The organism is Pseudoalteromonas sp. SWYJZ98 (genome assembly GCF_015864495.1).
Lineage (GTDB): Bacteria > Pseudomonadota > Gammaproteobacteria > Enterobacterales > Alteromonadaceae > Pseudoalteromonas > Pseudoalteromonas distincta.
Window position 1 is genome coordinate 1 of record NZ_JADYXA010000045.1, and the last position, 26,629, is coordinate 26,629.

Consider the following 26,629-nt stretch of genomic DNA (forward strand, 5'->3'; position numbering starts at 1 on the left):
AGTAAGACCTTTACCAGCCTGAAGTTCAGCTAATGCTTTGTTGAAATCGAAAGATTGAGTCATGTGTCACTCCTGTTTTCTTAATAATACTGAAATGACACAGATTTCTAAACACTACCTTTGTTTGGGAGTATTCAAGTGCCTTGAGTACTTTGCTTATATTCCCTATTTTAATTTGGTTTTTAAGACACTTATCTTTTAATTGGCAAAATATTACGGCCTCATTAGGTATGTACTTTGCTGCCTCTATTATATTTAGCGTGTTACACGTTGGTATTATGGTAGGGGTTCGTAAATTCATATATTTGTTGAATGATGGGTCTTACAACTTTGGACTTAGCTGGTTTGAGCTTATTTATGAATACCAGAAAGACGCTATAAGCTTTGTGTTTTTCATCGTACTTATCAAAGTATATCAATATGTGGTGCAGCAGTTACTAGGTGAAGCCTCTTCAATTGAAGAAAGTGAGCAGCAAACAACATCGACCATAAACCGCCTATTAGTTAAAAAGCTCGGAAAAGAATTCATTATAAAAATAGAGGATGTTGATTGGCTTGAATCGTCGGGTAATTATGTAAACCTACATATAGGCTCACGTATATATCAGTTAAGGGCAACGCTTACAGCATTAAGTAAACAACTTGAAGTGCAGGGGTTTTGTAGAATTCACCGCAGCCATGGCGTAAAACTCGATAAAGTGGAGTCTATTACACCACTATCCAGTGGCGACAGTGAAATAAAATTAACTACAGGTAAAGTACTAAACCTATCTAGACGCTATAAAGAGCAATTTAAACTTCAACTAAAATAAAAAAGGCTACCTAAGTAGCCTCTAATTGTTATTTTTTAACTGGGCGTTTCCAACCCGTTAAATTACGCTGTTTAGAGCGTGCTATTGCTAATTGGTCATCTTCAACGGTACTGGTGATCACAGAGCCTGCACCAATTGTTGCAGTTGCGCCTATATTTACTGGGGCAACGAGTGATGAATTAGAGCCAATAAAAGCATTATCGCCAATAATAGTTTTTGATTTATTAACACCATCGTAGTTGCAGGTAATAGTGCCAGCGCCAATATTCACTTTTTCGCCAATTTCAGCATCACCTAAATAACTTAAGTGGTTGGCTTTTGAGCCTTTGCCTAAACGGGTTTTTTTCATCTCAACAAAGTTACCAATGTGCGAGTCTTCTTCCATAACAGCGCCAGGGCGAAGGCGAGCATAAGGGCCCAGCGTACATTTAGCAGCTACGCTTGCATCTTCAATTAAGGTATTAGCTTTTATTACCACGTTATCGCCTATGGTACAGTTTTTAAGTACACAGTTAGGGCCAATTTGTACATTGTTACCAAGGGTTACATCACCTTCAAAGATAACGTTTATATCAACTAATACGTCTTCGCCTGTTTTAACATTTCCGCGAACATCAATACGAGCAGGGTCGGCAAGTGTTGCGCCATTTAACATTAACTCTTCTGCTTGCCATGCTTGGTAAGCGCGCTCTAATCCTGCAAGTTGTACACGGTTATTTGCGCCTTCAACTTCCATTGCATGATCTGGTTGCGCTGAAGTGATCTCTACGCCTTCACTGTGCGCCATTGCAACGATATCTGTTAAGTAGTACTCGCCTTGTGCATTATTGTTAGATAAGTTACCTAACCATGTTTTTAATAGCTTACCGTTAACAGCCATAATGCCTGTATTTACTTCGTTAATAAGTAACTGCTCTGAGCTTGCATCTTTTTGCTCAACAATACCGACCAACTTACCACCAACACGAAGCATTCGACCGTAGCCATTTGGGTTTACCAAATTTACCGTTAATACCGCTAAACCATTTTTAGGTGTTGCAGCTAATAAACGCTCTAGAGTTGATTGTTTTGTTAGCGGTACATCGCCGTATAAAATCAATACTGTGTCTTCATCGTTAATATGAGAGTTGGCTTGCGCTACTGCGTGGCCAGTACCGAGTTGTTCTGCTTGAAGTACCCAATTTACATCGTTATCGGCAAGTTGTTGTTGTAATAGATCGCCGCCGTGTCCGTAAACTAAGTTTGTAGTCGTTGCACCTATTGCCATCGCATTATCAATAACGTGCTGTACCATTGGTTTACCTGCAACATTGTGCAAAACTTTAGGTAGAGCAGAGCGCATACGAGTACCTTTACCCGCAGCAAGAATAACAGTTGTTAGAGCCATTAAAACAATTTCCTTTTTCCGTTGTTTTAGCTAAATAAGTATTATGTTTGTGCAGAAGATTACGTAAATCACTTTTTATGCAGATACTCAGTAGGTTAGTTTATTCGTACTGAATCTTGACTGAAAAACACACTTAATTGGATGACGTTATTGTAGCGAGGATTGGTGAAGGATATAAGTGATAAAGCACAGATAATAGTCTGATAGACCTGTTATTTAACAATTATAAATAAGCGATACACCATGTTTAAATTACAGACACAAAAAAGCCCACATAAAGTGGGCTTTTCAAAACCGGATAGGCTTACTTGTGACGTAATTGCTGAATTACGCGTAACTGAGCAACTGCTTCTGCCAGTCGCGTAGCCGCTTGTTGATAATCAAACTCAACAGCTGACGAATTCGCCATATGTTCTTCAGCTTCACGTTTAGCTTTTTGTACAGAATCTTCATCTAAATCTTCACCACGAACCGCAGTATCTGCAAGAATCGTGATGTGATTTGGTTGAACTTCTAATGTACCGCCAGCAACATATAACACATCTTCGTGACCATATTGCTTAACTAAACGTACCATACCAGGTTTAAGGGCAGTTAGTAGTGGAGCATGACCTAGGTTTACACCCAGCTCGCCTTCACTACCAGATACTTGAATCGATTCAACAAGACCAGAGAACAAGCTCTGCTCTGCGCTTACTACGTCAAGATGTACAGTCATAGCTGTCATACTACCCTCCTAGTTACATGCCTTTGGCTTTTTCTTGAGCTTCTTCGATAGAGCCAACCATGTAAAACGCTTGCTCTGGAAGCTCATCAAACTCGCCGTTTAAAATGCCTTTGAAGCCAGCAATTGTATCTTTCAGTGATACGTATTTACCAGACGCGCCTGTAAACACCTCTGCCACGAAGAATGGCTGAGATAGGAAACGTTGGATTTTACGTGCACGAGATACAAGTTGCTTATCTTCGTCAGAAAGCTCGTCCATACCTAGGATTGCAATGATGTCTTTAAGTTCTTTGTAACGCTGAAGAACTGTTTGAACGCCACGTGCTGTATCGTAGTGCTCTTGACCAATTACTTGTGGGTCAAGTTGACGTGAAGATGAATCAAGTGGGTCTACCGCTGGGTAGATACCAAGTGATGCGATATCACGTGAAAGTACTACTGTTGCGTCTAAGTGAGCAAAGGTAGTTGCTGGAGATGGATCTGTTAAATCATCCGCAGGTACGTATACCGCTTGGATTGATGTAATTGAACCAGTCTTAGTTGAAGCGATACGCTCTTGAAGCACACCCATTTCTTCAGCAAGTGTAGGCTGGTAACCTACCGCTGATGGCATACGACCAAGAAGTGCAGATACTTCAGTACCAGCAAGTGTATAACGGTAGATATTATCTACGAAGAAAAGTACATCGCGACCTTCATCACGGAACTTTTCAGCCATAGTAAGACCTGTTAACGCTACGCGTAAACGGTTACCTGGAGGCTCGTTCATCTGACCGTATACAAGCGATACTTTATCAAGTACGTTTGAATCGTTCATCTCATGGTAGAAATCGTTACCCTCACGCGTACGCTCACCAACACCTGCGAATACTGAGTAGCCGCTGTGCTCGATTGCGATGTTACGGATAAGTTCCATCATGTTTACAGTTTTACCAACACCGGCACCACCGAATAAACCAACTTTACCACCTTTAGCAAACGGACATACAAGGTCGATAACCTTGATACCAGTTTCTAAAAGCTCAACTGAACTTGATTGCTCTTCGTATGAAGGCGCTGCACGGTGAATAGACATACGGTCTTCTTCGCCGATTGGACCCGCTTCATCGATTGGCTCACCAAGTACGTTCATGATACGACCAAGTGTTGCTTTACCAACTGGAACTTGAATCGATTCACCTGTATTCATAACTAAAGCACTACGGCGTAAACCATCAGTAGTACCCATAGCGATAGTACGCACTACACCGCCACCTAGCTGTTGTTGAACTTCTAAAGTCAAACCAGCTAAATCGCCATCTGTTACTCTTAGTGCGTGGTATACCGCTGGCACGCTATCTTGTGGAAATTCAATATCCACAACGGCGCCGATAATTTGGACGACCTTACCTAAACTCATGTCTATTCCTCTCGTTAATCTTTACCCGAAGCATTAAACTGCTGCTGAGCCAGAACAAATCTCACTAATTTCTTGTGTGATTGCTGCTTGGCGAGCCTTGTTATAAACAAGCTGTAGCTCGTCCATAAGGTCACCTGCGTTATCAGTTGCAGCTTTCATTGCAACCATACGAGCAGCCTGTTCTGAGGCAGCATTTTCTACCACACCTTGGTATGCTTGAGACTCAATAAAGCGTACTAACAAAGACTCTAAAATAGCCTCTGGGTTTGGCTCGTATAAGTAATCCCATGTGTGAGCAGATACTTCTTCTTCAGCTTTTGGCAAAGGGAGTAACTGATCTATAATTGGCTCTTGCTTCATGGTATTAACGAATTTGTTATATACCAAGAATAAACGGTCTATTTTGCCTTCAGAAAATGCATCAAGCATAATTTTTACAGGACCAATAACGTCTTGTACTGAAGGTTTATCTCCTAGGCCCGCTTTTTTAGCGAGTAGTTGACCACCAAAACGTTGAAAGAAGCCTGCTGCCTTACTACCTAAAGTAGCAAATTCAGCATCAACACCTTTCTCTTTCCACGCTTTAACATCAAGTGCAACTTTCTTAAACTCGTTTGAGTTTAAACCGCCACACAGACCACGGTCTGTAGAGATAACAATATAACCAACTCGTTTCACTTCACGTTCTTTTAAGAACGGGTGAGTAAAATCAAGATTTGCTTGAGCAACACGACCAATTACTTCACGTAATTTATTAGCGTATGGACGGCTTGAAGCAACGCGTTCTTGCGCCCTTTTCATTTTAGACGCAGCAACCATTTCCATTGCGCTAGTGATCTTTTGAGTATTTTTAATACTCCCGATCTTGCTTTTAATCTCTTTTCCGCTGGCCATGACTCTCTCTCCGAATCAAGGTGTGCTTTAGTTTCCTAAAGCGCACCATTAATAACTAAATTACCAAGTTTGCGTAGACTTGAACTTCGTAAGAAGTTCTTTAAGCTGCGCTTCGATCTCGGCATTCAAGTTACCAGTTTCATTGATTTGAGCCACAAGCTCTGCGTATGTGCTAGTTGCATAAGAAAGTAAAGCTGCTTCAAAGTCACCGATTTTCGCGATTTCGATGTCTTGAAGGAAGCCTTTTTCAGCAGCAAATAACGACAAAGACATTTCAGCAACAGACATTGGCGCGTACTGTTTCTGCTTCATTAGCTCTGTTACACGCTCACCATGCTCAAGTTGAGCACGAGTAGCATCATCAAGGTCAGACGCGAACTGCGAGAACGCAGCTAATTCACGGTACTGAGCTAGGGCTAGACGAATACCGCCACCTAGTTTCTTAACGATTTTAGTTTGTGCAGCACCACCAACACGCGATACCGAGATACCAGCATTTACTGCCGGACGGATACCTGAGTTGAATAAGTCAGTTTCTAAGAAGATCTGACCATCGGTGATAGAGATAACGTTAGTCGGTACGAACGCAGAAACGTCGCCGCCTTGAGTTTCAATGATTGGCAATGCCGTCAATGAACCAGTTTTACCTTTCACTTCACCATTAGTGAACTTTTCAACGTAATCTGCGTTTACACGCGATGCACGCTCTAAAAGACGAGAGTGAAGGTAGAATACGTCACCTGGGTATGCTTCACGGCCTGGTGGACGCTTAAGTAGTAATGAAATTTGACGGTAAGCTACTGCTTGCTTAGACAAATCATCATATACGATTAATGCGTTTTCACCACGGTCACGGAAGTATTCACCCATAGTACAGCCCGCGAACGGTGCTAAGTACTGAAGTGCCGCAGATTCAGAAGCAGATGCAACAACTACGATAGTATTTGCTAATGCACCATGCTCTTCTAATTTACGAACTACGTTTGCAATAGTAGATGCTTTTTGACCAATCGCAACGTACACACACTTAACGCCTGTGTCTTTTTGATTGATGATTGCATCGATTGCTAGTGCAGTTTTACCTGTTTGACGGTCACCGATGATAAGTTCACGTTGACCACGACCAACTGGAATCATCGCATCGATAGATTTATAACCAGTTTGAACTGGCTCATCTACTGATTTACGCTCGATTACACCTGGTGCAATTTTTTCTACAGGTTCAAACCCGTCGTTATCTAAAGCGCCTTTACCATCGATTGGAGCACCTAGTGTGTTTACAACACGACCAAGTAGACCAGGACCAACAGGAACTTCTAAAATACGACCAGTTGTATATACTTTTACGCCTTCAGTAAGGTCAGCGTACGGACCCATTACTACTGCACCAATTGAGTCGCGCTCAAGGTTTAGTGCGATAGCATAACGGCTGCCAGGAAGCTCAATCATTTCACCTTGCATACAGTCAGCAAGACCGTGGATGCGGATGATACCGTCAGTAACAGATACAATAGTACCTTCGTTACGAGCTTCACTTACAACTTCGAACTTCTCAATACGTTGTTTGATCAGATCTGAAATTTCAGTGGAATTAAGTTGCATGCTCTTTTTCCCAATTACGATTGTAGTGTTGTAGCTAAGCGGCTTAATTTACCGCGAATAGTACCGTCGATTACAGTGTCGCCAGACCTAATAATAAGTCCACCAACCACTGACGCGTCTTCACTACAATTCAGCTTAACTTTGCGTGCGAAACGTTTTTCAAGTGCCGCTACCAATGACTCTTGTTGCGCAGCAACAAGAGGAGTTGCAGAAATCACATCTACTTCGATTTCTTTATCGTATTGTGCTTTAAATTCAGCAAATAACTCAGCAACGTCAGGTAGAGCTGTCAAACGTCCATTTTCAGCCATCACCTTAACTAGGTTCTGACCTTGTTCGTTGAGCTGCTCAGCACAAAGTTGAATAAATAATTCAGCTTGTGCAGTAGCTGTAGGCATACCTGCTAAAGCAGATGATGCTTGTTCATTGCTGGCTACGTGGCCTGCAAAGAACAACATATCATTCCAGCTTTCTAGGGTGCCTTTCTCAACGGCAAGTTCAAAAGCCGCTTTAGCGTATGGGCGAGCGATAGTAGTCAAATTAGACATGCTCATACCCTCCTAATTACAGCTCAGCGACAAGTTTTTCAACGATGTCACTATGTGCGGCTTGATTAATTTCACGCTCTAAAATACGTTCTGCACCAATCACTGCCAGAGTTGCTACTTGCTTACGTAGCTCTTCTGTTATGCGATTACGTTCAGACTCAACTTCAGAGTGCCCTTGAGCAATGATACTTTCACGCTCTTGCTGACCACGAAGTGTTTCTTCGTCAACAATTAGCACTGCACGCTTTTTAGCTTGATCAATGATATCAGCCGCTTGAGCTTTTGCATCTTTAAGCTGTTCAGCAGCTTTCTTTTGCGCAAGTTCTAAGTCTTTTTCGGCTCTATCAGAGGCAGCTAAACCATCTTCGATTTTTTTCTGGCGAGCTTCAATTGCACCGTTTAGTGGTGGCCATACGTATTTCATACAAAATAATACGAACACCGTAAACGCAATCAATTCACCGATAAGAGTGGCGTTTAAGTTCACAACCGCTCCTCCTTAAATAGTAAGCTGTTCAAAAAATAAAATTAAAGTACGAACAACAATACCATAGCGATACCAACACCAATCATTGCTACAGCATCGATTAGACCAGCAAGAATAAACATCTTAACTTGTAGCGAAGGTGCAAGCTCAGGTTGACGCGCACATGCTTCAAGGAATTTACCGCCCATGTTACCAAAACCGATTGCTGTGCCGATTGCACCAAAGCCGATTAGTAAAGCTACTGCGATATACTTAAGACCTAATACTAGTTCCATTTTTTTCTCCAAAGTTTCAATTGTAAATTAAAGTTAAATATTAAAGGTTGTAAAAATTAGTGATTATCTGAGCTTGCCATACTTAGGTATACGATTGTTAGCATCATAAATACGAATGCTTGCAATACAATTACTAAGATGTGGAATACAGCCCAAACAAAATGCAATGGTAATTGCATAAATCCGATAGCGCCGATCAAGATGAAAATCAATTCACCTGCATATAAGTTACCAAACAAACGTAGCGCTAATGAAAACGGTTTAGAAACCAGCGCAATCAGTTCAAGTAATAAGTTAAACGGGATTAAAAGGATTTGTAGTGCAGTATTATTTGAACTAAACGGGTGAAGTGTTAGCTCTTTAATAAAACCACCGATGCCTTTTATTTTAATTGAGTAGCCTATCATTAAAATAAATACACCCAGTGCTAGCGCTGCAGTCATATTAATGTCAGTCGTTGGTACAATTTTCATGTACACATCGTGTGAATCCATACCAAACGCAGTTTCACCAACAAAACCAGCTAATGCAGGTAAAAAGTCAACCGGTATTAAATCCATTAAGTTCATTAAAAATATCCAAACGAATATTGTTAATGCTAATGGTGCAATAAGCTTGCTTTTACCATGGAAAGTATCACGTACGTTGTCACCAACAAACTCTACTACCATTTCAATGAAACATTGAAATTTTCCAGGTACACCTAGTGTTGATTTTTTAGCGGCACTACGAAAGATCCATAAAAATATAAGACCTAAACCGATAGACCATGCGAGGGTATCTATATGCCATGTCCAGAAACCACTATCCGTACATGCTTTATTGAAGGCGAGACCTGTATCGGTCGAACACATCTTAGCATTGGTCAAATGGTGCTGGATATGGCCAGATAGAGTAACTTCTTCTGCTGCCATGTTATATCCCAAAGTTAATGTTTAAAAAAAACGGGTGCGAACAATCCAGTAAAGAGCGCCAGTATATAAGTACTAAAAAAGGGTAATAAAATTACCGGAAAATGCTTCAGTACTAGCGCAAACAATACAATTGTTAGCATAAATTTTAATCCGTTGCCGCGTTTCAACGAGGCATACGCTTGATTTGCTCGACTTGCACCCATATGTCGGAATGCATAAAGACCAAATACAAAGTGCGGAAGTACTGCGACAACTCCACCAGCGAGTGATGAAAGCGCGGCATTGACTCCCGAACTAAAACAAATAATTACAGCAGTAACTAATGCTACAACACCCTGAAGGCAAATTAACTTTAATACGGCAAGTCGATATGGACTCGCTAACTTATCAGTCACGTTTAGTTAACCTTTATTGCGTTCTAATTGTTAGGGTGTGAAAACTGGCGAAATTATACTTAATCCTGCCAGTTTTGCAACTTGAGTAGACGCTTTGTAACACGAAATAGCTACAAATGTCCCTTTTTAGACATGTAGAAAACTAATGGTGGGTATTGTCTTGATTAATGCGATTTAAAATGCCGTCAAGTTCGTCCAAATTAGTATAAGAAATAACAAGCTTACCTTTGCCTTTTTTGTTGTAATTTATTTCTACTTTGGCACCTAGGTTTTCAGCGAGTTGCTGCTCTAACTGTTTAACATCTGGATCTTTTTCAGCTATTTCTTTAGCTGGCACTGGTTCTAAAATTGAACGAACTAACTTCTCGGTTTCACGAACGGTTAGTGCTTTAGCGACAGCTAAACGAGCAGCATCTGATTGTGCTTCTCCCTCAAGGGCTAATAAACAACGAGCGTGCCCCATTTCAATGTCGCCATGTTCTAACAGAATTTTTACATCACTGTTTAAATTATTTAAACGAAGTAAGTTAGTTACTGTAGTGCGTGATTTGCCAACCGCATCTGCTACTTGTTGATGTGTTAGTTCAAATTCATTAAGTAAGCGATTTAACGCAACCGCTTCTTCCATAGCATTTAAATCTTCACGTTGAATATTTTCTATTAGCGCAATAGCAACTGCAGCTTCATCTGGTACGTCTTTAATAATACAAGGTACTGTTTCAAGCTTAGCTATTTGCGCTGCACGCCAACGACGCTCACCGGCGATAATTTCAAAACTATTTTGTGCAATAGGGCGCACGACTATAGGTTGAATAATACCTTGTGAGCGAATAGAACTAGCAAGCTCTTCTAGTGCCTCTTCGGACATGTCTTTACGAGGTTGATATTTACCAGAGTGTAAAAACTCGATTGGGAGTTTTTGTAATTCACTGTTATTTGGCCCAGCCGCATTTTTTACAGCTTCAGTCACGTTTGATGTGTCTTGTTCCTTGCTTGCGCTCGGTGTAGGCTTTGACGAACTTAAAAGTGCATCGAGTCCTCGGCCTAAACCTCGTTTTTTAGCAGACATGTTATTTTTTTACCTCAAAGTTAGGCGACAACGGACGCTGTTTTTTCTTTTCTACGTAACATTTCACCAGCGAGTGCTAAATATGCTTTAGCGCCACTTGATGCCCGGTCATAATACATAGCAGGTGTACCAAAACTAGGTGCCTCTGCTAAACGAACATTACGCGGGATCACCGTACGGTATACTTTGTCGCCAAAATGTTGTTTTAATTGTTCTGATACGTCATTCGCTAAACGGTTACGCGGATCGTACATAGTACGAAGTATGCCTTCAATTTGTAAGCTAGGGTTTACTAACTTAGCAAGCTGCGTAATCGTATCCATTAATGCGGTTAAACCTTCAAGTGCATAATACTCACACTGCATTGGCACTAAAATAGAATCAGCTGCGGCCATTGCGTTAACAGTTAACATATTTAAAGAGGGTGGACAGTCGATAAAAATAAATTCGTACTGATCCTGAATTTTTTCAAGTGCGTTACGTAAACGCACTTCACGGGCAAATAATTCCATCAATTTAACTTCTGCAGCGGTTACATCACCGTTTGCAGCAATCATATGGTATTCGCCAGACGTTTCTTTGATAATAACGTCTTCTATAGGTTTATCTTCAATGAGTAAGTCGTAAATAGTTGGTACGTCGCCGTACTTATCTACGCCACTTCCCATAGTCGCATTGCCTTGCGGATCGAGATCAATTAACAGCACTTTACGTTTCGTTGCAGCCATAGACGCAGCGAGGTTTACAGCGGTTGTAGTTTTACCCACTCCACCTTTTTGATTTGCTAATGCGATGACTTTTGCCACGGTGTCTCTGATCCCTAGTCTTTAGAAAGAATAATTAAATGTCGTTGTGCATCTAACTTAGGTACTTCTAATGCAATTTTTTGCTCAAACTTAACGCCAGTAGGTAATGACTCTAGCTCTTCACTAGGGAACACACCTTTAAGCGCTATAAATTTACCCGAATGATCAATTAAGTGCGAACACCAGTCAACCATATCTTGTAATGAAGCAAATGCACGACTGAGTACGCCATCTAATTTAACACTTGGCTGATATTCTTCAACTCTTGACTGAACAGGTGTTACGTTATCAAGGCCAAGCTCATGTTTAACATGCATTAAAAAGCGAACGCGTTTACCTAGACTATCTAGTAACACAAATTGTGTGTTAGGTAATGCAATCGCTAATACAATGCCCGGAAGGCCAGGCCCTGTGCCAACATCAATATAATGATGACCGGGTAAGTGAGGTGCAACAACTAAACTATCCATAATATGCTTAATCATCATTTCTTCAGGTAAGCGTACCGAAGTTAAATTATAAGCTTTATTCCACTTATCTAATAACTCGACGTAACGAACTAGCTGTTGCTGTTGTTTTTGTGTTAGCGCAATATCAGTTTGCGCTAACAATGTAGTTAATTGTTGCTGTAACACTATGTACCCTTATCGTTACGCAGATTTGCGTAATAAGCCTTGCTTCTTCAGATACACTAATAATAGCGAAATCGCCGCTGGGGTGATACCAGAAATACGCGATGCTTGGCCAATAGTGTCTGGACGTGACTCAATAAGCTTAGCAACAACCTCATTTGATAAACCTGATACAGTTTTGTAATCAAACTCTTTTGGTAAAATTGTTTGCTCATGACGAAGCTGCTTATTGATCTCATCCTGTTGACGCGCAATATAGCCTGCGTACTTAGTATGGATCTCAACTTGTTCAAGTGCTGCTACGTTTGTAAATTCAGATCCTAAACCGTCAATAGCCATAAGATCGTTATAACGAATCTCTGGACGACGAAGTAATTCTTCTAAACTTGCTTCACGAGTTAATGGTGTTTTTAGTAATGCATTTACTTGATCAACAACGACGTGATCTTTATGAATCCACGTATCTTTAATGCGTTGTTTTTCTTTCTCAATTACTTCCATTTTTTCGTTAAATGCCTGCCAACGTTCGTCATTAACTAAACCCAGCTCACGGCCTTTTTCAGTTAAGCGAATATCTGCATTATCTTCACGAAGTAGTAAACGGTATTCGGCACGGCTAGTAAACATGCGGTACGGTTCTTTCGTACCCAGTGTTGCTAAGTCGTCGATTAATACACCCACGTAAGCTTCATCGCGACGTGGCGTCCAAGAATCTTTACCTTGCACTTTTAACGCAGCATTCATACCTGCAATTAAGCCTTGTGCACCCGCTTCTTCATAACCGGTAGTGCCGTTAATTTGACCCGCGAAAAATAAGCCTTCGATAAATTTTGTTTCTAAAGACTGTTTTAAATCACGTGGATCAAAGTAGTCATATTCTATTGCATAGCCTGGTCGACAAATATGTGCATTTTCAAAACCAGAAATAGATTGCACAATCTCAAGTTGTACATCAAACGGTAAACTAGTAGAAATACCATTTGGATATAATTCGTATGATGTTAAGCCTTCAGGTTCAACAAATATTTGGTGCTTATCTTTATCCGCAAAACGTACAATTTTATCTTCAATTGATGGGCAGTAGCGTGGACCAATACCTTCAATAACACCTGAGTACATAGGTGAGCGATGTAGGTTTTTACGAATAACATCATGTGTTTTTTCGTTGGTGTAAGTGATGTAACACGGTATTTGTTGTGGGTGATCTGATTGTTTACCCATAAATGAAAATACAGGTGTTGGCATATCACCAGGCTGTGCTTCCATTTTTGTAAAATCAACAGTACGTGCATCAATACGTGGCGGAGTACCTGTTTTTAAGCGATCCACTCTAAAAGGGTGTTCGCGTAAACGTTCAGCCAATGCAATTGATGGTGGATCACCAGCACGACCGCCTTTGTAATTTTCTAAACCAATGTGTATTTGGCCACCTAAAAAAGTACCCACGGTTAAAACAACACTTGGAGCACTAAAACGTAAACCCATTTGAGTTACTACGCCAGTAACACGATCGTTTTCAACAATAAGATCATCACATGATTGTTGAAAAATCTTAAGGTTATCTTGATTTTGTAATGTTGTTTGAATAGCTGCTTTGTACAAAGCGCGATCTGCTTGTGCTCGAGTTGCACGAACAGCAGGTCCTTTTGAAGAGTTTAGTGTGCGAAATTGGATCCCGCCTTTGTCAATGGCCTGTGCCATTGCACCGCCAAGCGCATCAATTTCTTTTACCAAATGACCTTTGCCAATCCCACCAATCGCTGGGTTACAAGACATTTGACCAAGGGTATCCATATTGTGAGTCAGTAGCAGGGTATTCATCCCCATACGGGCAGCTGCTAATGCGGCTTCAGTGCCAGCATGTCCACCACCTACTACGATAACGTCAAAATTTTCGTGAAAAATCATTAATGGGATCCTACTTAAATCAAACCGGTAAACTTCAAAAGGGAGCGTATTCTACCTAGAAATTGGCAGAAGATAAATGATTAAACAAAGAGCAAGATCTAAGTATGTGATCTCTAATAATATAAAGGATCTTTTAAAGAGATCTTTTATTACTATTACTACTACTGATCAGCTTTTCTGTTGATAAGGTTTAGATCTTCATTTAAAACATGAAATTAGATCAGATCTAAAAGTGTTAATATGATCGGATCATCCAGCAAATAAGCTCTGATCAAAAAGGCACCTTATGCACAGGGCTGAATCAGTTGGATCTTATCCCATGGATAAGCATGCTTTAAAAAGCAGTTTATTCAATCTTTATCCACAAAATCTATTAAATTATTAGTAAATTGTGGGTAACTTTATATATAACTTTTTACTTGATCTATCTATTTTAAGCCTGTTTTGGTTATCCAAGAGTCTAACCATGCTAATGCTGTGTCTTCTGGTAGTGCTTCATCGAGAATATTAAGCTCTAAGCGTTCTGCTACTTTTATAGCGCCTTTTTGAGATAATAAGGCATCTATATTACGTCCAGCTTGGTTGTAAGTGTCATAACTGGTATCACCTAAAGCGATTACTGAGTATTTTAATTCTGATAAATCATTAGCTTGAGTCACATCTTCAACAAAGCTAATAAAGTTTTCAGGATAATCACCTGCACCATAAGTAGATGTGCAAATTAACCAAATGGTATTTTGCTGATCAATATCGCTAAATTCAGGTTGATCATGTAGTTGTGTAGTAATACCAAGGTTATTAAGCGCGTCGCTTAGTTGCTCTGCAACATACTCGGCTGATCCCATTTGGCTGCCAACAATAAGATTTACTGAACTCATGAATATTAGTGATCACATTGGTTTTAATTGCTGCCTATGATAACTGAGTGTGAGTAACAGTAAAGTTAAGAGTGCTTTTTTGTATAACTATTTTTGTGCTAATTTTATTCTTATTTGAAAGCGGTTAATTAAGTTGTTGATATTATAGGGGTTAACAAAATATATTTAAATGTAATCTTCTGATAAAGTTGTTGATAACAGTGGGGAAAGCTCTGTTTAAACACACCTTTTAGGTTGTTTAATAATCGCTAAGTTATTGATATTACTATTTAGTGAAAGACTTAATTATAAATCTAGGCATAAAAAGCACAAGGTGATCATAATGTGGATATAAAGGTTGTTGATAACCTTAAATTTAGATCGAAAATAATTTTATTAAATGATCTAATTGGGCTGATCTAACGAAATTAATTAAAAATAAGCTTATAAACAGATAATTTTTAATAGATCATTAGGTTTTTCTCTGCGAGGTGGCTCAATTTACTATTTATTTGAGCTAAAAATTAGGTTTTGTGGATAAGTGATCTCAATATATTTAATTTAATGCGTATTTATAGCTGCTTTTTTTATGTATTTTGCTGGTGGATTAGTAGATCAAAAGTTTGATGCACTCAAATCTCGAGTCATTTTTATTAAAAAGCCGCAGTGATCGTCTGTCCATATGTTGTATAAAGTTGATTTTTTAGAGTACTGATCGTCATGTTTTAGCTCTTAAATTGAGCAAATAACATCAGTTTTTATGAGCTAGGTAATTATAAAAAAGCTATTTATAACTAACTTTTGTGTGGAGGATAATTATTTTAAAACGTATTTTTGTTTGAAATATGTATCGGTTTTGACCTTAAAATGGGTGCTACTTGCGCTATTAATACTTTACTTAAAGGCTCTTTTCACTGTCTAATCTACATAATCTGGCTGGTAATAATTATCGCTTTGGGTATGATTTTATTGGCAGAACTGGCTGGGATTGACGGTACAAATACATATTTTATAGTGAATATTTTACATAAAAAAAGAGCACCTAAGTGCTCTTATAATAAAAATATATCTGTAATAAGGTGCTTATTTACCAATACAAAATGAGCTAAATATCTTGCCAAGTAAGTCGTCTGAGGTAAATTCACCGGTTATTTCGTTTAAATACTGCTGTGTTAAACGCAGTTCTTCAGCCAATATTTCACCAGCAATGTGCATTTCTAATTGTGTTTTACCTGTTTCTAAATGATACGCAGCACTCTCTAGCGCATCCAAATGACGACGGCGCGCCATAAAGCCACCCTCTGTTGCGCCTTGAAAGCCTATACAGGCTTTTAAATGCTCGCGAACAAGCTCAATACCGTCAGCATTTTTAGCACTTAAGCTGATGACCGGGTATTGTTGATCTTGCTCCATTCCGACTATATCACCCGATAAATCAGCTTTATTTCTGATGACCGTAACCCCCATACCTTCTGGTAATTTGGCCATAAATTCAGGCCAAATTTTATGCGGGTCAGTATCTATAGTGTCAGTGCCATCAAGCATAAATAAAACGCGATCGGCTTGGTTTATTTCATCCCACGCCCGTTCAATACCTATTTGTTCTACGCGGTCAGGGCTCTCTCGTAGGCCTGCGGTATCTATAATATGCAGTGGCATACCATCTATATGTATATGCTCTCGTAGTACGTCGCGAGTGGTACCGGCTATTTCTGTTACGATTGCAGCTTCACGACCGGCTAGGGCGTTTAGTAGGCTTGATTTACCGGCATTTGGGCGACCAGCAATAACAACACGCATACCTTCGCGCATGATGCTGCCTTGCTTGGCTTGGTTGGTTACAGTGTTAAGCTGAGTAATAATAGCGTCTAAGTCGCCTGACACTTTACCGTCTGATAAAAAATCAATTTCTTCATCTGGAAAATCTATTGCCGCTTCTACATACATACGTAAGTGAATTACTTTTTCTACAAGCGTTTCTATGTGTTTAGAAAATTCACCTTGGAGAGACTGTAGGGCGCTTTTGGCAGCTTGTTCGCTCGTAGCATTAATTAAGTCGGCGATGGCCTCTGCTTGTGTTAAATCAAGCTTGTCATTCATAAATGCGCGCTCAGAAAACTCACCAGGCTTTGCTAAACGAACGCCCTCTATTTTACTAATTTCTTTAAGTAGCATATCAAGTACTACAGGACCGCCGTGGCCTTGTAATTCAAGTACGTCTTCACCAGTAAATGAGTTAGGACCTGCAAAGTAAATGGCAATACCTTGGTCAAGTTGCTCGCCAGCTAGGCTTTTAAATGGCACGTAATCGGCGTAGCGAACTTTAGGAATTTTACCTACTACTTTTTCGGCGACACTTTTAGCAAGGCTACCTGAAACGCGAATAATACCAACACCACCACGTCCGGGGGCAGTTGCTTGTGCTGCAATTGTATCTTGATTGATCATGCTATTAATTTGCCAACGATGAGTAACTTTATGGCGGTATTGTAACCTATGAAATAAACACTCGCGAATACTCTGGTGAAAAACAGGCAATAAAAAAGGCGACCGAAGTCGCCTTTATATAAGTAGGAGCTTAGTTAGCCTCTTACTTTAATTCCTTTCTTTTCCATGCCACGGTAGATGATTAACATCTGGACAATAGAAATAAGGTTAGACACTAACCAGTAAAGAACTAAACCCGATGGGAACCATAAGAAGAATACAGAGAAGATAACCGGCATAAAGGTCATCATTTTTTGCTGCATTGGATCAGTTACCGTCATAGGCTGAAGTTTTTGCGTCACAAACATACTCGCACCAAATAAGATTGGTAATACGTAGTACGGGTCTTGTGCAGAAAGGTCTGTTAACCAAAAAATAAATTCAGCATGGCGAAGTTCAGTTGACTCTAAGAATACGTAGAACAAGGCTAAGAAAATTGGCATTTGTAGCAAAATAGGGAAACAGCCACCCATTGGGTTAACTTTTTCTTTTTTGTACATTTCCATAGTTGCTTGGCCGAACTTTTGACGGTCGTCACCAAACTTTTCTTTAAGAGCTGCCATTTTAGGCTGTAGGGCACGCATTTTTGCCATTGAAGTGTATTGCGCTTTAGTAAGTGGGTACATTAACGATTTAACGATAATAGTGATGGCAATAATTGCTACACCCCAGTTACCTAAAATGCTATGTAGCCATTTTAGCAATACAAATAAAGGTTGCGAAATAAACCATAACCAACCGTAATCTACAGTTAAGTCTAAGTCTGGGTGAATTGCTTCAAGAATATCTGACTCTTTCGGACCCATATAATAAGTAGCAGTTAGTGTTTGCTCACTACCAGCTTGAATATTTACAGCGGGATCTTTAGCACCAATAATAGCGGCATTACTTTTTGTAATTAAGCTATAAATTGTATTTGTTTGATCCTGCATTGGAACCCAAGCACTTACAAAGTAATGTTGTATAAATGCAACATAACCACCTTGCGTGTTTTTGTTTAGGTTTTTATCAGCCATATCTGAAAAACTATACTTTTCGTATGGTTCTTCGTCAGTACCGTATGCAGCACCTAAATAGTTTTGATCAACCATGCTACCTTTTTCTTGTACGGTACGCTTAATTTGCGTGTACAGCTGTACTTGAAGAGGTGCGCTGGTAGTGTTGTTAATTTTGTATTCTAAGCCTACGTCATACTGACCTTTTTTGAATACATATGTTTTAGTAAAACTAACACCATTACTATCAGTAAACTGAAGTGGAACGCGAAGCTCATCACCCGTTAAGGTATATGATTTTTGTTCGGTACTATAAGTAGGGCGACCGTTAGCTGACGCGTCAGGGCCATTTAAGCCAATTAAGCCACTTTGTGAAAAGTATTGTTTGCCACTATCAAGCTGACCAAGAAGCATATAAGGTGTTTCACTTCCTTTAGTTTCTTCGTATTGAAGAAGGTCTGTTTCAACAATGTCACCGCCTTTGGTGTCAATTTTAACTTTAAAAACGTCAGTTGTGATTTCAATAACTGAACGTTTAGCTAAAGTTGCTGAAGCGGGTAAACCTGAATCTGACGATGAAGGAATATAATCATCCGACTCTGGTGAATTTGCTTGTAGTGTTTGTGTTGTGGCACTTGGATCGGCTTTAGGCTTGTTGTAATCATTATCCCATTCTTGGAACAATAAAAACGACACTAGCATTAGGCCAATTAATAAAAACGTGCGTTGCGATTCCATAACAGCTCTTATTTCTCGTGTTGGTGGTTAATATGGGTTAATTTTTCAGGTACGGGGTCGTCTCCACCTGAATGTAAAGGATGGCATTTTAATATGCGTTTTAAAGCTAACCAACTACCTTTTATAAATCCATGCAAATTAATTGCTTGAATTGCATAATGTGAGCAGCTTGGATTAAAACGACAATGCGGACCTAACAGCGGGCTAATCCACTTTTGATAACCGCGGATAAATAACACTAAACAAATCTTAGGAAAAGCAACAAGTGGTTTAATTAACCTCATGATGTTTATGCCCCTACTTAAGTTTAGTGAGATAGATATCATGTATTTAAAGACTCAATTAGAAATTTTAAATGCATGATTAAAAGGTGAGCTAAAGATACATTAATTAACCCTGCAATTCTATTGCAATTAGGTTTGTTTATTAGATTTAGCTGATTTGTTTGGGCGTTTCTTAAAAGGTGGCGGTTTAGGTGCACCTGGTTTACAGCGTTCGTTAATTTTTCGCCATAATTTAGTAAGTTGTTTGGTTAATTCTTCATTAGACTGTTCATCAATACCACTTTTCACCATAAGCACAATATCAATATTATCGATGCTGTGTTGATTTAAACGAAAACTTTCGCGAGCGAGACGTTTAATACGGTTTCGTTGGCATGCCTTTTTTACGCGTTTTTTAGCAACAGTAAGACCTAACCGAGGTTTTTCTTGGTCATTTGGTTTAGCTAATAGAGTAAAGAAAGGAGTTGCAGCCCGAGCGGGTTCATTAAATATGCGAGAGTAATGCGAGGGAGTTAACAGACGTAACTCCCTGCCAAAGCTAAAGTCTTCCACTTATAAATTAAGCAGAAAGAACTTTGCGGCCTTTAGCGCGGCGACGTGCTAATACTTTACGGCCATTTACAGTTGCCATGCGAGCACGGAAGCCGTGTGCACGTTTGCGTTTTAAAACGCTAGGTTGAAAAGTTCTTTTCATAACAATCTCATCCGATCGGTTAAAGTTAAAACATCCTATACAGGTCGCGATCCTGGCATAGGTGCCATTGCGAGCGCGAGATATTATAGAGTAAGTAACGTAAAGTCAATCATAATTACGTTCGCAGTATATAGCCTACTTATGGTCCATAAAGAGATCATGTAGAGCGATCTGATAGGATCATCATAAATAAGAAGTTTTCCACAGCCCCTGTATAAAAAGTGAATAAAAGCGGGGGAAAAGAAAATTGGATCGTAAATTTGGTTCGCGATCTTGGTGTTATTTTGTTATGATCTTCTCTTCGGATCTAAAATAAAAACTGTTTTAAATCAGGTTGTTAGTGATTTTATACATCGATATCAACAATTTTATAAAAATCAATCTTTTACTTGTGGATAAAGTGCCTTCATAATACGCGGTCTTGGGTCGCTTATTGGACTATTTGAACGCAATAAATGTATGATTTATAATCATTAATGATGTGCGGGAATAAAAATTATATCTCTGGGAGTTTAACTGTGTATCTGTCGGTTTGGCAAAGTTGTTTATATGTATTGCAAGATGAGCTGCCTTCGCAGCAATTCAGTATGTGGGTAAGACCACTACAAGCAGAAAGTACCGAAGATACCTTGACGATTTATGCACCTAATCGCTTTGTGCTTGATTGGGTAAGAGAAAAGTACCTAAATAGAATTAACGAATTATTAGTAGAAATTTGTGGTGTTGAAGCACCAAAGCTACGTTTTGATGTAGGTAGTAAGCCTTTATTAAACGCACAAGCTGCACCGATTATAGAAACACAATCAGCACCACAAGCTTCTACAAAACAACAGCCTCGTGAGCAAAAGCCTGTTGTTGAACCTGCACCTAAGTCAGGTTACAAATCTAACATTAAAGAAAATTATACCTTTGACAGTTTTGTTGAGGGTAAGTCAAACCAATTAGCAAAAGCAGCGGCCACTCAAGTTGCCGATAATCCTGGCTCTGCTTTTAACCCTGTATTTATTTACGGTGGTACTGGTTTAGGTAAAACTCACTTATTACATGCTGTAGGTAACGGTATTATGGCAAACAAGCCAGATGCTAAAATTGTTTACATGCATTCAGAACGCTTTGTTCAAGATATGGTAAAGGCACTACAAAATAATGCGATAGAAGAATTTAAGCGTTATTACCGCAGTGTTGACGCATTAATGATTGATGATATTCAATTTTTTGCTAATAAAGAGCGTTCACAAGAAGAGTTTTTTCATACCTTTAATGCATTGCTTGAAGGCAACCAACAAATTATTTTAACCTCTGACCGTTATCCAAAAGAGATTGAAGGGGTCGAAGACCGTCTTAAATCACGTTTTGGTTGGGGATTAACAATCGCGATTGAGCCACCAGAGCTTGAAACTCGCGTTGCTATTTTGATGAAAAAAGCACAGCAAAGTAAGATTAACTTACCACATGAAGTTGCCTTTTTTATCGCCAAAAAATTACGTTCAAATGTACGTGAACTAGAAGGCGCACTTAACCGTGTAATTGCTAATGCTAATTTTACAGGTCGTCCAATTTCGATTGATTTTGTAAAAGAAGCACTACGCGATTTACTTGCCTTGCAAGATAAGCTGGTTACGATAGATAATATTCAGCGCACCGTTGCTGAGTACTACCGAATTCGAGTGTCAGATCTATTGTCTAAGCGCCGCAGCCGCTCTATAGCAAGGCCACGCCAAGTTGCCATGGCATTATCTAAAGAATTAACTAATCACAGCTTACCTGAGATTGGTGACGCATTTGGTGGACGCGATCATACGACCGTATTACACGCATGTCGTAAGATAAAATCACTACGTGACGAAAGCCACGAAATTAAAGAAGATTACCAAAACTTAATAAGAACATTGTCATCTTAGGGCTGACTTTATTATGCAAATAACAATATCAAGACAACAATTTTTAAAGCCATTGGTGCAAGTGTCGGGTGCAATAGAGCGCAAACACACGCTACCAATCTTATCTAACGTTTTGTTAGTGGTAGAAAACGGACAACTTTCAATGACGGGTACTGACCTTGAAATTGAATTAGTTTCTGGCGTATTTGTAGGTGATGATATTGCCGATACAAAACTAACGTTACCCGCTAAAAAGTTACTCGATATTTGTAAAAGTCTACCAGATGGTTCAGACATTACTTTAAGCTTGCAAGAGCACCAATTACTTTTAACCAGTGGTAAAAGCCGTTTTTCATTAACGACTTTATCAGCTGATGATTTTCCTAATTTAGAGCAGTGGGATGGTGAGGTTGAATTTCAACTAACTCGTTTAGAGCTTCGTAAATTACTCGAAAGCACACATTTTTCGATGGCGAATCAAGACGTACGTTATTACTTAAATGGTATGTCGTTTGAAGTAGATAATACAGACATAAAAACAATAGCGACAGATGGTCACCGTTTAGCTATTGCACAAAAGCAATTAACGCAATCGCTTAACACTCAACGTCAATTAATTATACCTCGCAAAGGTGTGCAAGAAATTATGCGCCTTATGGTAGCTGACGATGAATTGGTAACAATTCAGTTTGGTGCTAACCATATCCGTATTATTGATATTGAGTTTACATTTACAAGTAAGCTAGTTGATGGACGCTTTCCTGATTACCGTCGTGTATTACCACGTGGTGGTGACAAAGTAATTACAGCTAACCGAGAATGGTTACGAAATGCGTTTCAACGAGTGTCTATTTTATCGAATGAAAAATTTCGTGGTGTACGCTTAAACCTATCAAACGGTTTATTAAAAATTACTGCCAATAACCCAGAGCAAGAACAAGCTGAAGAAGTTGTTGAAGTAAGTTACGAAGGCGCGGACCTAGAAATAGGATTCAACGTGTCTTACGTATTAGATGTACTAAACACATTAAAAACAGAAGACGTACTATTTACATTAGCCGACTCAAACAGCAGTGCATTAATTGAAGGTGCAGGCGATGAAGAAGCAATGTACGTTGTTATGCCTATGCGTTTATAAGACTATAAATACATAATGAGCTTAAGTCATTTGAGCCTCAAATATTTTCGTAATATTGAGGCGCTGACGCTAGAACCAGTCAACGGCGTTAATATAATTTATGGTGAAAATGGCAGCGGAAAAACCAGCCTTTTAGAGGCTATATATTACCTTTCTCATGGCAAATCTTTTCGTACTCCAAAACACAAAAGTATTATTGCGCACCAGCAAGAGCAATTTGTAATTCACGGGCGTAAAACAATACACGATTTATCAATTCCAATTGGTATTAGTAAAACGCAAACGGGTGAGACCAATTTAAAAATTCAAGGTAAGGCGAGCCGTAAGATATCAGAACTAGCTCAACTTATGCCTGTACAAATTATTACACCAGAGAGTTATTCTTTGTTTTTTGGTGGACCTAAAGAGCGCAGAAAGTTTTTAGATTTAGGTTTGTTCCACGTGGAACATGAGTTCTTTTTTTTGTGGCAATCATTTAATAAAGTACTTAAACAACGTAATGCATTATTAAAAACTAAGCCCAAGAATTATTTTGACCAAATTAAGTTTTGGGACAAAGAATTTGTTAGACTGGCTGAAGAAATAAATAAATTAAGATTGGTGTATATAAGTAGGTTTAAGCAGCAATTTTTTGATAAAATGTGTGCAGAATTGACGCTTGTACGTGATTTAGAAATGACCTTTAGCGCAGGCTGGAAAGAGACTGAATCTCTTGCAGATGCGTTAGAGCAAAACTTTGAGCGAGATGCTCGCCAAGGGTTTACAAGTAAAGGCCCTCATAAGGCCGATTTTAGTTTTAGTGTCGTTGGCAACAGTGTGGAGAATACATTCTCACGCGGTCAATTGAAGCTATTATTGTATGCGTTGAAAGTTACGCAAAATAGCTTAATTGAGTCAGAGACAGATAAGCAATCTATATTGCTAATAGATGATCTACCTTCAGAATTAGGCGAAGATACAAAAGAGAAAGTGGGACAATTACTTGCTCACTGCAGTTCTCAAATTTTTATCTCTTCAATTTTATCTGAAAGTATTTCTGCTGTGGTGGAACCCATGCAACGAGAACTACAAATGTTCCACGTGAAACATGGCAACCTAATAACAAGATAAGTGGGATTAACCATGTCTGAGAATTATGACTCGTCGAGTATTAAAGTACTTAAAGGATTAGACGCAGTAAGAAAGCGTCCTGGAATGTATATTGGGGACACCGATGATGGCACAGGCTTACACCACATGGTGTTTGAGGTCGTTGATAACTCGATCGATGAAGCCTTAGCAGGTCATTGTGATGATATTTATGTAACGATTCACTTAGACGGTTCTGTCTCAGTTCGAGATAACGGTCGTGGTATCCCAACTTCTATCCATGAAGAAGAAGGCGTATCTGCAGCCGAAGTTATTATGACGGTACTTCATGCCGGTGGTAAGTTTGATGATAACTCTTATAAAGTATCGGGTGGCTTACATGGTGTTGGTGTTTCTGTTGTAAATGCACTTTCAGAAAAACTAAAACTGACTGTTCGTCGTGAAGGTAAGCTTCATGAGCAGTTTTATACTATGGGTGTTCCAGATGCACCTTTAGCTGTAATTGGTGACTCAGAAACAACTGGTACAGAATTACGTTTTTGGCCAAGCGCTGAAACATTCACAAATTTAGATTTTCATTACGACATTTTAGCTAAGCGTTTACGCGAGCTTTCATTCCTAAACTCAGGTGTGAGCATCATCTTAAATGATGAGCGTGAAGAAAATAAATCTGACCACTTTAAATATGAAGGCGGTATTCAAGCTTTCGTAGAATACTTAAACCGTAATAAAACACCTATACATAAAGGTGTGTTCCATTTTACTCACGAACGTGAAGAAGATGGTATTAGTGTTGAAGTATCAATGCAGTGGAATGATGCATACCAAGAAAACATTTACTGTTTCACAAATAATATTCCACAACGTGATGGTGGTACTCACTTAGCCGGTTTTAGATCAGCGCTAACACGTACACTTAATAACTACATGGAAAAAGAAGGCTTTAACAAGAAAGCTAAAACAACCAGCAATGCTACCGGTGATGATGCCCGTGAAGGCTTAACGGCTGTTGTTAGTGTTAAAGTTCCTGATCCTAAGTTCTCATCGCAAACTAAAGACAAGCTAGTATCAAGTGAAGTTAAATCTGCTGTTGAACAAGCAATGGCTGAAAAATTCACTGAGTTTTTACTAGAAAACCCAACTGATGCCAAAATTGTTGTAGGTAAGATTATTGATGCCTCACGTGCTCGTGAAGCGGCGCGTAAAGCCCGTGAAATGACACGACGTAAAGGTGCGATGGACTTAGCAGGCTTACCAGGTAAGCTAGCTGATTGCCAAGAAAAAGACCCAGCCCAATCTGAACTATATATAGTGGAAGGGGACTCTGCTGGCGGATCAGCCAAGCAGGGACGTAACCGTAAAAACCAAGCTATTCTTCCGCTTAAAGGTAAAATATTAAACGTAGAAAAAGCACGTTTTGATAAAATGTTATCTTCGCAAGAAGTAGCAACACTAATTACTGCATTAGGGTGTGGTATTGGTCGTGACGAATATAACCCTGAGAAATTACGTTATCACCGTATCATCATCATGACCGATGCGGACGTGGATGGTTCTCACATTCGTACGTTACTACTAACATTCTTCTATCGTCAAATGCCTGAAATTGTAGAACGCGGTTATATTTATATTGCTCAACCACCACTTTATAAAGTGAAAAAAGGTAAGCAAGAGCGTTATATTAAAGATGATCCTGCATTAGTAGAATACTTAACGTCGCTTGCACTTAATAATGCTGCTTTATATCCAAGTGCAGATGCTTCTGCGCTAGAAGGTGAAGCGCTTGAGAAAGTCGTTCACGATTACCAAAATACAGTTAAAGTTATTGAGCGTTTAAAGCGTAAATATCCTAACACGGTAATGGAACGCTTAATCTACCAAACAGAGTTGAAAACTGATGACCTTTCTGACGAAGCTAAAGTAATTGCTTGGACAAAAGAGTTAGTTGATGACCTGATTGCACGTGATGAAGATGCAACTATTTTCCATGCAGGCACAGAGTTTGACGCTGAGCGTAATATGTATTACCCGGTTGTGAATATTCGTCAGCACGGTGTTGATAAAGCACATGTACTTCATTATGACTTTATTGCATCACGTGACTACCAACGCATTGCTGTGACTGGTACTAACATTGCAAACATCCTAAAAGAAGGTGCTTATATTCAACGTGGTGAGAAAACAAAACCTGTTGATAACTTTGTGGATGCTTTGGAATGGTTGATCACAGAATCTAAGCGCGGGATCTACATTCAACGCTATAAAGGACTGGGTGAAATGAACCCAAGCCAGCTTTGGGAAACAACAATGGATCCTAGTGCTCGTCGTATGTTACAAGTAACGATTGAAGATGCTGTTGGCGCGGATCAATTATTTGCCACCTTAATGGGTGATCAAGTAGAGCCTCGTAGAGAGTTTATCGAAACTAACGCTCTACGCGTAGTTAATCTAGACGTGTAAAAATATTACTTACACCGAAAAGGAGCCTAATGGCTAATGCCGATCAGTTAAGAAAATGACCGGTTGACCGATCCAAACGATCATGCAAAATCCGTAGTTAGGAAACTAACTACGGATTTTTTGTGAATATAGAACAAGCACTGCAAGCAACA

The 26,629-nt window shown here is 39.4% G+C and carries 24 protein-coding genes and 1 pseudogene; 5 read left to right on the plus strand and 20 right to left on the minus strand.

Features of this window, described 5'->3' with window-relative positions; genetic code table 11:
- Nucleotides 1-119 precede the first annotated feature (119 nt).
- A pseudogene (locus I6F10_RS17405) lies at nt 120-812 on the plus strand (LytR/AlgR family response regulator transcription factor); the annotation flags it as partial.
- Nucleotides 813-840: 28 nt separating this feature from the next.
- On the opposite strand, the gene glmU reads toward I6F10_RS17405, so the two are convergent.
- From glmU to rpmH, 20 genes are all read right to left on the minus strand, one after another.
- On the minus strand, nt 841-2,199 hold the full coding sequence (gene glmU / locus I6F10_RS17410; RefSeq protein ID WP_165743950.1) for a bifunctional UDP-N-acetylglucosamine diphosphorylase/glucosamine-1-phosphate N-acetyltransferase GlmU: 1,359 nt from the start codon (nt 2,197-2,199) through the stop codon (nt 841-843).
- Between the two features lie 304 nt (nt 2,200-2,503).
- Nucleotides 2,504-2,926, minus strand: coding sequence for a F0F1 ATP synthase subunit epsilon (locus I6F10_RS17415; RefSeq protein WP_004335277.1), 423 nt, complete (start codon nt 2,924-2,926; stop codon nt 2,504-2,506).
- Between the two features lie 13 nt (nt 2,927-2,939).
- Complete coding sequence (gene atpD, locus I6F10_RS17420; protein ID WP_004335274.1) at nt 2,940-4,325, minus strand: F0F1 ATP synthase subunit beta; 1,386 nt, start codon at nt 4,323-4,325, stop codon at nt 2,940-2,942.
- Nucleotides 4,326-4,358: 33 nt separating this feature from the next.
- On the minus strand, nt 4,359-5,219 hold the full coding sequence (gene atpG, locus I6F10_RS17425; RefSeq protein ID WP_024597176.1) for a F0F1 ATP synthase subunit gamma: 861 nt from the start codon (nt 5,217-5,219) through the stop codon (nt 4,359-4,361).
- A gap of 60 nt (nt 5,220-5,279) precedes the next feature.
- Nucleotides 5,280-6,821, minus strand: a complete 1,542-nt coding sequence (atpA, locus tag I6F10_RS17430; protein ID WP_004335270.1) for a F0F1 ATP synthase subunit alpha — start codon at nt 6,819-6,821, stop codon at nt 5,280-5,282.
- A 14-nt stretch (nt 6,822-6,835) separates the two neighbouring features.
- Nucleotides 6,836-7,369: a F0F1 ATP synthase subunit delta gene (gene atpH / locus I6F10_RS17435; RefSeq protein ID WP_008134949.1), complete on the minus strand. Its 534-nt coding sequence runs from the start codon at nt 7,367-7,369 to the stop codon at nt 6,836-6,838.
- 16 nt (nt 7,370-7,385) lie between these two features.
- A complete protein-coding gene (gene atpF, locus I6F10_RS17440; RefSeq protein WP_004335264.1) occupies nt 7,386-7,856 on the minus strand; it encodes a F0F1 ATP synthase subunit B in 471 nt (156 codons plus the stop codon).
- A gap of 41 nt (nt 7,857-7,897) precedes the next feature.
- On the minus strand, nt 7,898-8,131 hold the full coding sequence (atpE, locus tag I6F10_RS17445; protein ID WP_004335261.1) for a F0F1 ATP synthase subunit C: 234 nt from the start codon (nt 8,129-8,131) through the stop codon (nt 7,898-7,900).
- A gap of 56 nt (nt 8,132-8,187) precedes the next feature.
- On the minus strand, nt 8,188-9,045 hold the full coding sequence (gene atpB / locus I6F10_RS17450; protein WP_024597178.1) for a F0F1 ATP synthase subunit A: 858 nt from the start codon (nt 9,043-9,045) through the stop codon (nt 8,188-8,190).
- Between the two features lie 14 nt (nt 9,046-9,059).
- Entirely contained in the window at nt 9,060-9,440 is a 381-nt protein-coding gene (locus I6F10_RS17455) for an ATP synthase subunit I (RefSeq protein ID WP_165743949.1), read from the minus strand.
- A 142-nt stretch (nt 9,441-9,582) separates the two neighbouring features.
- Nucleotides 9,583-10,509 (minus strand): ParB/RepB/Spo0J family partition protein, encoded by a 927-nt coding sequence (locus I6F10_RS17460; RefSeq protein WP_039488567.1) that lies wholly within the window; start codon nt 10,507-10,509, stop codon nt 9,583-9,585.
- 20 nt (nt 10,510-10,529) lie between these two features.
- Entirely contained in the window at nt 10,530-11,315 is a 786-nt protein-coding gene (locus I6F10_RS17465) for a ParA family protein (protein ID WP_004335235.1), read from the minus strand.
- 14 nt (nt 11,316-11,329) lie between these two features.
- The gene (rsmG, locus tag I6F10_RS17470) at nt 11,330-11,950 is read right to left on the minus strand and encodes a 16S rRNA (guanine(527)-N(7))-methyltransferase RsmG (RefSeq protein ID WP_039488568.1); all 621 of its coding nucleotides are present in this window, start codon (nt 11,948-11,950) and stop codon (nt 11,330-11,332) included.
- Between the two features lie 15 nt (nt 11,951-11,965).
- Nucleotides 11,966-13,855, minus strand: a complete 1,890-nt coding sequence (gene mnmG / locus I6F10_RS17475) for a tRNA uridine-5-carboxymethylaminomethyl(34) synthesis enzyme MnmG (RefSeq protein WP_004335230.1) — start codon at nt 13,853-13,855, stop codon at nt 11,966-11,968.
- Between the two features lie 428 nt (nt 13,856-14,283).
- Nucleotides 14,284-14,733: an FMN-binding protein MioC gene (gene mioC / locus I6F10_RS17480; protein WP_024604761.1), complete on the minus strand. Its 450-nt coding sequence runs from the start codon at nt 14,731-14,733 to the stop codon at nt 14,284-14,286.
- Nucleotides 14,734-15,795: 1,062 nt separating this feature from the next.
- Nucleotides 15,796-17,160, minus strand: a complete 1,365-nt coding sequence (gene mnmE, locus I6F10_RS17485; RefSeq protein ID WP_197099181.1) for a tRNA uridine-5-carboxymethylaminomethyl(34) synthesis GTPase MnmE — start codon at nt 17,158-17,160, stop codon at nt 15,796-15,798.
- A gap of 134 nt (nt 17,161-17,294) precedes the next feature.
- Nucleotides 17,295-18,932 (minus strand): membrane protein insertase YidC, encoded by a 1,638-nt coding sequence (gene yidC, locus I6F10_RS17490; protein WP_024597181.1) that lies wholly within the window; start codon nt 18,930-18,932, stop codon nt 17,295-17,297.
- Between the two features lie 8 nt (nt 18,933-18,940).
- A complete protein-coding gene (gene yidD / locus I6F10_RS17495; protein ID WP_004335219.1) occupies nt 18,941-19,216 on the minus strand; it encodes a membrane protein insertion efficiency factor YidD in 276 nt (91 codons plus the stop codon).
- 129 nt (nt 19,217-19,345) lie between these two features.
- On the minus strand, nt 19,346-19,768 hold the full coding sequence (gene rnpA, locus I6F10_RS17500; RefSeq protein WP_004335217.1) for a ribonuclease P protein component: 423 nt from the start codon (nt 19,766-19,768) through the stop codon (nt 19,346-19,348).
- 7 nt (nt 19,769-19,775) lie between these two features.
- Entirely contained in the window at nt 19,776-19,910 is a 135-nt protein-coding gene (gene rpmH / locus I6F10_RS17505; protein WP_004335215.1) for a 50S ribosomal protein L34, read from the minus strand.
- Nucleotides 19,911-20,428: 518 nt separating this feature from the next.
- Here rpmH and dnaA point away from each other — a divergent pair.
- Genes dnaA through gyrB form a run of 4 tightly spaced genes read left to right on the plus strand, consistent with a single transcriptional unit; the run spans nt 20,429 to nt 26,477 of the window.
- Nucleotides 20,429-21,811 carry a chromosomal replication initiator protein DnaA gene (gene dnaA / locus I6F10_RS17510; RefSeq protein ID WP_197099182.1) on the plus strand — a complete coding sequence of 461 codons (1,383 nt, stop codon included), beginning with the start codon at nt 20,429-20,431 and terminating at the stop codon, nt 21,809-21,811.
- 13 nt (nt 21,812-21,824) lie between these two features.
- Complete coding sequence (dnaN, locus tag I6F10_RS17515) at nt 21,825-22,928, plus strand: DNA polymerase III subunit beta (protein WP_197099183.1); 1,104 nt, start codon at nt 21,825-21,827, stop codon at nt 22,926-22,928.
- Nucleotides 22,929-22,943: 15 nt separating this feature from the next.
- Nucleotides 22,944-24,038: a DNA replication/repair protein RecF gene (recF, locus tag I6F10_RS17520; protein ID WP_197099184.1), complete on the plus strand. Its 1,095-nt coding sequence runs from the start codon at nt 22,944-22,946 to the stop codon at nt 24,036-24,038.
- Between the two features lie 12 nt (nt 24,039-24,050).
- Entirely contained in the window at nt 24,051-26,477 is a 2,427-nt protein-coding gene (gene gyrB / locus I6F10_RS17525; RefSeq protein WP_024597183.1) for a DNA topoisomerase (ATP-hydrolyzing) subunit B, read from the plus strand.
- Nucleotides 26,478-26,629: the final 152 nt, after the last annotated feature.